Origin of the sequence: Luteibacter sp., from assembly GCF_036500425.1 — a bacterium.
GTDB lineage: Bacteria > Pseudomonadota > Gammaproteobacteria > Xanthomonadales > Rhodanobacteraceae > Luteibacter.
This window is the reverse complement of record NZ_DASYCB010000027.1, coordinates 19,350-28,340: the sequence shown is the minus strand read 5'-3', so window position 1 is coordinate 28,340 and position 8,991 is coordinate 19,350. Positions and strand designations below refer to the sequence as shown.

The 8,991-nt window shown below is 65.4% G+C and carries 9 protein-coding genes; 3 read left to right on the top strand and 6 right to left on the bottom strand.

Annotation, left to right across the window (positions count from 1 at the left end):
• The 6 genes from VGN46_RS06800 to VGN46_RS06775 all read right to left on the bottom strand — a co-directional run.
• Positions 1-206: c-type cytochrome (locus VGN46_RS06800; protein WP_331642019.1), on the bottom strand; the 206-nt coding region annotated here is incomplete at its 3' end.
• 14 nt (positions 207-220) lie between these two features.
• Positions 221-556, bottom strand: a complete 336-nt coding sequence (locus VGN46_RS06795; RefSeq protein WP_331642017.1) for a cytochrome c — start codon at positions 554-556, stop codon at positions 221-223.
• Positions 557-645: 89 nt separating this feature from the next.
• A complete protein-coding gene (locus VGN46_RS06790) occupies positions 646-1,881 on the bottom strand; it encodes a TraB/GumN family protein (protein WP_331642016.1) in 1,236 nt (411 codons plus the stop codon).
• Between the two features lie 22 nt (positions 1,882-1,903).
• Positions 1,904-2,794, bottom strand: coding sequence for a carbon-nitrogen hydrolase (locus VGN46_RS06785; RefSeq protein WP_331642014.1), 891 nt, complete (start codon positions 2,792-2,794; stop codon positions 1,904-1,906).
• Between the two features lie 21 nt (positions 2,795-2,815).
• Positions 2,816-3,853, bottom strand: a complete 1,038-nt coding sequence (locus VGN46_RS06780) for an agmatine deiminase family protein (RefSeq protein ID WP_331642012.1) — start codon at positions 3,851-3,853, stop codon at positions 2,816-2,818.
• A 66-nt stretch (positions 3,854-3,919) separates the two neighbouring features.
• Positions 3,920-4,261, bottom strand: coding sequence for a hypothetical protein (locus VGN46_RS06775; protein WP_331642010.1), 342 nt, complete (start codon positions 4,259-4,261; stop codon positions 3,920-3,922).
• A 176-nt stretch (positions 4,262-4,437) separates the two neighbouring features.
• Between VGN46_RS06775 and VGN46_RS06770 the strand changes: the two genes are divergently transcribed.
• From VGN46_RS06770 to recJ, 3 genes are read left to right on the top strand one after another with little or no spacing between them, the layout of a single operon-like run.
• Entirely contained in the window at positions 4,438-6,327 is a 1,890-nt protein-coding gene (locus tag VGN46_RS06770; RefSeq protein ID WP_331642008.1) for an ABC-F family ATP-binding cassette domain-containing protein, read from the top strand.
• A gap of 2 nt (positions 6,328-6,329) precedes the next feature.
• A complete protein-coding gene (locus tag VGN46_RS06765) occupies positions 6,330-7,271 on the top strand; it encodes a phosphoglycerate mutase (protein ID WP_331642006.1) in 942 nt (313 codons plus the stop codon).
• A complete protein-coding gene (gene recJ, locus VGN46_RS06760) occupies positions 7,268-8,974 on the top strand; it encodes a single-stranded-DNA-specific exonuclease RecJ (RefSeq protein ID WP_331642004.1) in 1,707 nt (568 codons plus the stop codon). The genes VGN46_RS06765 and recJ overlap by 4 nt, the downstream gene beginning before the upstream one ends.
• Positions 8,975-8,991 lie beyond the last annotated feature (17 nt).

Sequence of the window (8,991 nt, the reverse complement as noted above, 5' to 3'; positions counted from 1 at the left end):
TGCAGGGCCTGGGCCATGTAGTCGGCGTACTGGCCGGCAAGGCGCGGGTACTGCGGATCGACCGAGTTGCCATCCTTGCCGTGGCAGGCGACGCAGGTGGCGATCTTCTTGGAGCCCGCGGCGGGGTCGCCGTTAGCCAGCGAAGCGGTTGCGGTCAGCGCCAGGGCGGCGCCGATGAGAGTCAGGGTGAACCCACGGATCATCATGCGTCCTCGGCGGCTTACTTGGCGAGACTGGAAAGGTAGGCGGCGATGTCGGCGATATCTTTATCCGACAAGCTCTCGGCCTGGGCACCCATGGTGGGGTGCGAGCGGCCGGTGCCAGGCGCCGCGAAACCCTTCTGGTAGTCCTTCAGCGCGTTGACGATGTACTGCTCGTTCTGGCCAGCGATGTGCGGCACATGGTACGAGGGGTAGACGTTGGAATAACCGGGCACGCCGTGACACCCCTGGCAGGTGTACACAAGCTGGCGACCTCTGGTTTTATCCCCTTCTGCGTGCGCGGTGGTTGCGCACATGGCTACAGCGATCAGACCGTACAGATACAGACGCTTCATCAATGATTCCCTGGGTACCGGGCGGGGCCGGGGGTGAAACAGCCCTTGGAGTATAGAGGCGCCTTCCCGCAGCCGACAACCGGGCAGGGTTACAGCAACGACCGGATGATATGGATGCCCGCGATGTACTCGCCCGCAATCGTCCCAATACACACCAGGAAGAAATTCAGCAACGTCCGGGCCACGCGGTTCTTCCACCAGCCGGTCCAGTGCGTGATGTCATCGCGCAACTGCTCGAAATCGACCACGCGCGGCTTGCGGATCCACGCCTCGACCATGGCGCTGACCGCACCGGAAGGAATGCCCGGGCGGAATGGCTTGATCGGCCCCGCGATAAACGCCGCGATGATGCTAAGCGGGTGTCCGCCCGCGATCAGCGCGCCCAGGGCCGAAAGGCCGCCAGTAAGCAGCACCCAGTTCAGCAGCGCTTCCTTGCCCAGGCTGGGGTTGCGGTAGAAGGCATAACCAATGACGGCAAAAATCGCCAGGACCACGCCCACGGCCAGGTACTTCGGCCACTTCGCGGCCGGCGGCGTCACCGCGAGGTCATCGGCCAGCGCGGAGGGGACCCCATGCTGGTGCCCCAGTTCGTGGCTCATGCCCTTGAGGTGGCCGGCGCCGATCACGACCAGCACCTTGCGGCTGGGCGCAGCCCCATCCATGCGATCGCCGTATTCACGCAGCTTCGCGGCCATGAACTCATCGCGTTCGGCGATCAGCGCGCGGTACAGCGGTGCCGACTCCTTCGCGAAATCGCTGAAGGCGCTCTCGAGCAGATCGGATTGCTTGAGTTTCTCGATATCTTCTTCGGCGATGTCCTCGCGCTCGAACACGCTGCCGAGCATGCCGGCCAGCAGCCCAAAGCGCTGGAAGAAGCCGACGCTACGCCACGCACGCTTCAACGTCGTGCCCACTTCGCGATCGACCAGCCACACCGGCACGCTGCGCGCATCCGCGCCATCCATGGCCGCTTTCATTTCCGCGCCCGGCTCGATGCCGTACTGCGCGGCCAGGCGTTTCTGGAACGAGCCGAGCACCAGGCTCGCCGCAACCATGCCGGCCTTGCCCTGGCGGATGACCTGGAACAGGTCCATCTGCTTGAACGCTTCCGGATCGCGGATGCCTTGTGCGCGGCTAGCGCAGAGCTCGACAGCCACGGCATCGAAGTGCTCGGTCTCGAGCAGGGCATTCACCGCATCGACGCTGGCGCGCGAAACGTGCGCCGTGCCGAGGATGACGTAATCGACCCCGTCGCGCCGCATGCGCTCGATGGGCTGGCCTTCCAGGGCCGCGGGGAGGGAGGCGTCGTGCTCGGCGGGCTGCATGCGCGTCGGGTGTCCTTAGGGGTTAATCGCGGTAACGCTTGGTGAGGTCGGCATACGCATCGATGCGGCGATCACGCAGGAACGGCCAGATGCGACGTACGTGCTCGCTACGCTCCATGTCGACATCGACGATGAGCAGCTCGCGACCCTCCACACCGGCCTGGGCCAGGAACTCACCCTGAGGACCCGCGACGAAGCTGGAGCCCCAGAACTGGATGCCACTGCCGACGCCCGACGGATCCGCCTCGTAGCCCGTGCGGTTGCACGAGAGCAGGGGCAGGCCATTGGCTACGGCATGGCCGCGCTGTACGGTAATCCATGCCTCGCGCTGGCGCGCCTTCTCGGCGTCGTCATCGTTAGGGTCCCAGCCGATGGCCGTGGGATAGAACAGGATATCGGCGCCGGCCAGCGCCATCAGGCGCGCGGCTTCCGGGTACCACTGGTCCCAGCACACGAGCACGCCGAGCTTGCCGACCGAGGTCGGGATCGGATCGAAGCCCAGGTCGCCCGGGGTGAAGTAAAACTTCTCGTAGAACGCCGGATCATCGGGAATGTGCATCTTGCGGTACTTGCCCGCGATGACAGCCGAACGATCGAAGACCACGGCGGTGTTGTGGTACAGGCCGGTAGCGCGCTTCTCGAAGATCGATGCGATGACGACGAGCTTGAGCTCCTCGGCCAGCTTGCCGATGCGCTCGGTGCCTGGGCCGGGGATGGTCTCGGCGCGATCGAACTCCGCCACGCTCTCGTGCTGGCAGAAGTACGGGCCGTTGTGCAGTTCCTGCAGCAGCACCAGTTCGACGCCGGCTTTCGCGGCGTCGCGCAGGCCCGCCTCGATCGCATCGAGGTTGGCATCGCGGCTACCGCGATCGGTTTCCTGGAGGAGGGCGACCTTGAGGGTCTTGCGGGTCATGGCTGTCTTTCCTCGAAAAGCTTACTTGGCGATATCGGCGGGCAACTGCATGGTGATGCAGTGCAGGCTGCCGTTCTGCCAGATCAACGGACGGCACGGCACCTGCACCACTTCGCGCCCTGGGTGGGCCAGCCCGATGATCCGGGCCGCATCCGCGTCGACGCGGTCGCCGTAGGCCGGCACCAGCACTGCGCCATTCACGATCAGGTAGTTCGCGTAGGACGCTGCAAGCCGGCGGCCTTCGTCGATGATCGGCTGGGCCCAGGGCAGGGGGTGCAGCGGGTACGGCTTACCTTCCGGCGAACGCAGCTCGGCGAGTTCGGAGGCCATCTGGCCCAGTTCCTCGAAGTGCGGATCGCTGGCGTCGTCGCAAGCCTGGTAAACGATGCCGCCATCCGGGCTGAAGCGCGCGAGCGTATCGATATGGGCGTCGGTGTCGTCGCCTTCAAGATAGCCATGCTCCAGCCAGAGCACGCGGTTGGCGTGCAGGGTGGTCGCCAGTGTGTCGGTCATCGATTCGCGGGAGAGATCCGGGTGGCGCTGGACCAGGCATTTCCAGGTGGTGAGGATCGTGCCCTTGCCGTCGCTCTCGATACCGCCGCCTTCCAGTGCCCAGTCGATGCGCTTGTGCGGCAGGCCGCTCAGCACGCCGCGTTCGAGCAGGCCGGCGATGATCGCGTCATCCTGCTCGGCGCCGAACTTGCCGCCCCAGCCAGTGAAGCGGTAGTCGTTGAGCAGCACGCCATTCGGGCCGGTCAGGGTGATCGGGCCGGAGTCGCGCAGCCAGGTGTCGTCGTAGGGCAGTTCGATGAAGTGCACGCGCGACATGTCGCCGCCAGCCTGCTCAATCGAAAGGCGGGCGCGTTCGCGCAGCGTTTCGTCGGCGACGATGATGTGCAGGGGCTCGAAGCGGGTGACCGCCGCAGCCAGGGCCACGTAGGTGGTCTCGACGCCGGCCAGGCGCTCGGCCCAATCCGTGCCAGCATGCGGCCAGGCAATGAGGACACCGGCCTGCGGCTCCCATTCGGCGGGCAGGCGGTAAGCGGCAGGATTCGTCATGGCGGGCGGGATCGGGAAAGGGAAGCCCTCTATTGTAAGGCTTCCCGATGACCGTTGCCCGACCGGTTATTTCGGGTTCTGCGGGTTGGTGTTGTTGCCCGCGGGCGTATTCAGCACCGTGTGGATCACATGGCTCTTTTCGAAGTAGACGATATAGCCCGGATACATCCAGCGGTTGATGACCGGCTGCTTGTGGCTGCCGCCACCGCGGGCATCCAGCCTGGAGGTCGGCGCACCGAAGCGGCGCTCCACATCGGCCATGCTCATGCCCTTGGTCGGCAGGCTCATGCCCTTCTCCTGCTGCACCCGCTGCATCAGGAGGGAATCGCCCGCGCGGGCGGACGGGGCGGCGGCAACGGCCACGAAGGCCAGGGCGATCGCGGTGAAAACAGGCTTGAAGGTATTCATGATGGCTCCGTCGCGCTCCCCATGCGGCGCAGGACAGCGTTTTAACAGATCGCCGGATATCGCGCCATGGGCGGGGCGTAGCCATTGTCACGGCTGTGGCCCAGGTCGCATTCGGGCGACGCGGGCGGGCAGGGCAGCTATCATGTGCAGTCGCCTTTCGCCTTCTTCGGCTCGCCATGATCTCCTTTCGTAACCTCGCCCTGCGCCGGGGCACCCGTACCTTGCTCGATAACATGGACCTGACCATCCAGACCGGATGGAGCCTGGCCGTCATCGGCCGCAACGGGTGCGGCAAATCCACCCTGTTCGCCGCGCTCAAGGGCGAGCTGGAGCCGGAGAAGGGCGACCTCGACATGCCGTCGAAGGTGCGCATGGCCTCCGTGGCCCAGGAAACCCCGGCTTTGCCCGATGCCGCGATCGACTACGTGCTTGGTGGCGATGTGGAGGTCGCGGCGGCCCTGAAGGCCGAGCAGGATGCCTACGATGCCGGCGATCTCGAAGCGGTCGCCATGGCCCACCTGCGCATCGAAGAGGTCAATGGCTACGACGGCCGTGCCCGTGCCGGTCGCCTGCTGCATGGCCTGGGCTTCGATCCGTCCACCCATGAACAGGCGGTCGCCTCGTTCTCGGGTGGCTGGCGCGTGCGCCTCAACCTGGCTCGCGCACTGATGGCTCCTTCGGATCTGCTGTTGCTCGATGAGCCGACCAACCATCTTGATCTCGATGCCGTGCTCTGGCTCGAAGAGTGGCTGCGCCGCTACCAGGGCACCCTGCTGATCATTTCGCATGACCGCGAGTTCCTCGATGCGGTCACCACGCACACCATGCACCTGCACGACGGTACGGCCAAGCTGTACACGGGCAACTACTCGCAGTTCGAACGCCAGCGCGCCGAACACCTGCGCCAGCAGCAGATCGCGCATGTGCGTGAGCAGGCCGAGCGCGCGCACCTGCAGTCCTTCATCGATCGCTTCAAGGCGAAAGCCAGCAAGGCGAAGCAGGCGCAGTCGCGCATGAAGCGTCTGGAAAAGATGAGCGGCACAGAAGCCGTGCGTGCCGAGCGGGCCTTCAGCTTCAGCTTCCCCAAGCCGGACCGCCTGCCGACCTCTATGCTGCGTCTCGACCATGTCGATGCCGGCTATGGCGATCGCGTGGTGCTGAAGGACATCGCCTTTGGCCTGGAGGCGGGCGACCGGATCGGCCTGCTCGGCCCGAACGGCGCCGGCAAATCCACCATGGTGAAGTCGCTGGTCGGCGAGCTCGAGCCGATGACCGGCGAGCGTCCGTTCCACAAGGACATGAAGATCGGCTATTTCGCCCAGCACACCGTGGAAAGCCTGCACGATGGCTGGAGCGCATTCGATCACCTGCAGGAGAAGGCGCCGAATGCGGGCCAGCAGGTACTGCGCGATTACCTCGGTACGTGGAATTTCCCGGCTGATCGCGTGTTTGAACATGTCGATGCGTTTTCTGGTGGCGAACGTGCGCGTCTGGCGCTGGCCCTGATCGCCTGGGACAAGCCGAACCTGTTGCTGCTCGACGAACCGACCAACCATCTCGACCTCGACATGCGTGAAGCGCTTGCCGATGCGTTGTCGGATTTCGACGGCGCGCTGGTGCTGGTCTCGCATGATCGTCACCTGCTTGGCATGGTCTGCGATGAGTTTTGGCGTGTCGCCGATGGCGATGTCAGCCCCTTCGATGGCGATCTCGATGATTACGCCAAGTGGTTGCGCACGCGCGCGACGACCCGCAAAACAGCGGCCGTCGCTTCCGCACCGGCCGATGCGCCGGTGAAGGACAAACCGAAAGAGAAGCGTAAGCTCACCGCCGACGAACGCGAGAAAGAAAAGCCGCTACGTGCCCGCGTGAAGAAGATCGAATCGCTGGTCGAGTCGATGGATAAGGAACTCACAGGCATCGCGACCAAGCTCGCCGATCCAGCGGTCTATGGTGGGCCGACGTCGGAACTTGCACGCCTGGGCCAGCGCCAGGCCGAGCTGCGTGGCGAGAAAGAATCGCTTGAGTTTGAATGGATGGAACTGCTCGAAAAAATCGAGGACTGAGCATGGCGACCGTGTTGAATGTGCTGCTACCTGGCCGCGACAAGCTCAGCTTCGTGGCGGCGTTCAACGCGTGGCTGGCGCGTGGCACGCCGCTGCCTGCGGCGACACCGGGTTACATGCAGGCCTTGTCGGAATGCTTCCGCTGGCCGGACGGCCCGTTGCCCGCTGCCGCGCTGATCCGCCAGAGCGTGGCCGGTGATGCAGGCGATGCGCTGTGGGTTTGTGCAGACCCCGCCTGGGTGCAGCCCGAACTCAGCGGCGCGCGCCTGCTTGCTTGCGGCAACCTCGCCGTGAGCAGCCTTGACGCGGCCAGCATGGTCGGCGCACTGCAAGATACCTTCGCGGAAGAGGGCATGGCGCTGATGGTGGGCGATCCCCAGCATTGGCAGCTCAAAGTACCGAACTACGTGCAGGTGCCCACCTTCGCCGAGCCCGAAGAAGCCCTGGGCGCCGATCTCTTCGAACAACTTCCCAGGGGCGAGGACGGCCGCCGCTGGCGCGCCCTGCTCAACGAAGCCCAGGTCGTGCTGCATAACCACCGCGCCAATACCGCCCGCCAGGCCGACGGCCTGCCACCGGTCAACAGCGTCTGGCTCTGGGGCGCCGGCACGCTCCCTGCCTGGGTCGAATGCGGCCAATCCCGTATCTACAGTGACGATCTCCTCGTCTGGGCACTGGGCCACAAGGCCGGCGTAGAGGTCTTGCCACGCGAAGCCCTTGTAGGAGCGCGCTCGCGCGCGACCCCCGCCGCAGGCGGGCCCAGCCACGCCGAACTCCTCGACCTGCAGGATGTACAACCTTCAGAGTTCGACCGCAGCTGGTGGCCCTTCCTCGAAGCCTGCCTCAACGCCGGCACCGAACTCCGCCTGTCGTTCGCCGACGGCCGTCGCACCGTCTTACACAAAACCCACCGCCTACGCTTCTGGCGCAAGGCCGCCAAGTGAAAACCTGGCGTCAACGCACCGCCGAGACCGCCCCCAGCGGCTGGCCCGCACACATCCACCCAGTGATCCAGCGCGTTTACGCCGCCCGTGGCGTCTGTACGCCGGATGGCGCCGAACACCGCCTTGCACGCCTGCATTCGCCCACGCTGTTGGGCGGCATGGACCGCGCGGTGGCGCTGCTGATCGACGCGATCGACAACGACCAGCGCATCGTCATTGCCGGTGACTACGACTGCGATGGCGCCACCGGCGCCGCAGTCGCCGAGCGCGGTATGCGCCTGCTCGGCGCGAAGCATGTGGCACACGTGGTGCCAAATCGTTTCGTTCACGGCTACGGTTTGAGTGAAGCGCTGGTCGCGTCGCTCGAACCTTCGCCCGACCTGATCGTCACCGTGGATAACGGTGTGGCCAGCGTGGCGGGCGTCGCCGCGGCGCAAGCGCGCGGTATCCGCGTGCTCATCACCGACCACCATCTTCCGGGCGATACCTTGCCCGAGGCGGATGCGATGGTGAACCCGAATCTCGATGGTGACGCGTTCCCGAGCAAGGCGCTCGCCGGCGTCGGCGTCATGTTCTACCTGCTGCTGGCCGTGCGCGCGGCGATGCGCGACGCAGGGCGTTTCCCTGAGGGCACCGAACCTGACCTGAGCGTGTTGCTTGATCTTGTCGCGCTCGGCACCGTCGCCGACCTTGTGCCGCTCGACTTCAACAACCGTGTGTTTGTCGAAGCGGGTTTGAAGCGCATGCGTGCGGGCAAAGCGTGCGCAGGCATCACGGCATTGATCGAGGCGTCGAATCGCTCGGTAAACACGGTCACCGCTACCGATCTTGCTTTCGCCATCGGTCCTCGTTTGAACGCAGCGGGTCGCCTGGAAGACATGTCGCTCGGCGTCGCTTGCCTGCTCACCGACGACACCGGCATTGCCCGCCGTTACGCCGAGCAGCTCAGCGCCATCAACCAGGAACGCCGCGACATGCAGGCGGGTATGGTGGAAGAGGCCGAGGCGATGGTCGCGCGCGCGTTGCATAACGATGCCGTGGGTGTCGCGTTGTTCGATCCCGGTTGGCACGCAGGCATTGTTGGCCTCGTCGCCTCGAAGCTGAAGGAGAAGCTGCATCGCCCCGTGATGGCGTTTGCGCCCGCGGGCAACGACACCGACGAGCTGCGCGGATCCGCGCGTTCCATCCCCGGCTTCCACATCCGCGACGCGCTCGCCGAAATCGACGCGAAACACCCCGGCCTGATCCTGCGTTTCGGCGGCCACGCGATGGCCGCCGGCCTGAGCATGCAGGCCTCGGAGTTCGCGCGCTTCGCCGCGATCTTTGACGCCACCGCACGCGCACATCTCGATGAAGAACGCCTGCAGGCGGTCGTGCACACCGATGGCGAACTCGACTACCGCGATCACACACTTGACCTTGCGCGACAGCTCCGTTTCGCCGGGCCGTGGGGCCAGGCGTTCCCCGCGCCGCTGTTCGAAAACGTCTTCGAATGCGCCTCATGGAAACCCATGGGCACGAAGCACCTTCGCTTCCAGCTCCGCCACGAACAGGGCGGCGCCCCGCTCGATGCCGTGATGTTCAGTTGCTACGACGGCACCCCGCCGCCCCAGCGCTTCCGTGCTGCCTACGAGCTCACGGTCAATGACTGGCAGGGGAGGGAAAGCGTGCGCCTGCTCATCACCCACCTCGAACCCATGTAGGAGCGCGCTTGCGCGCG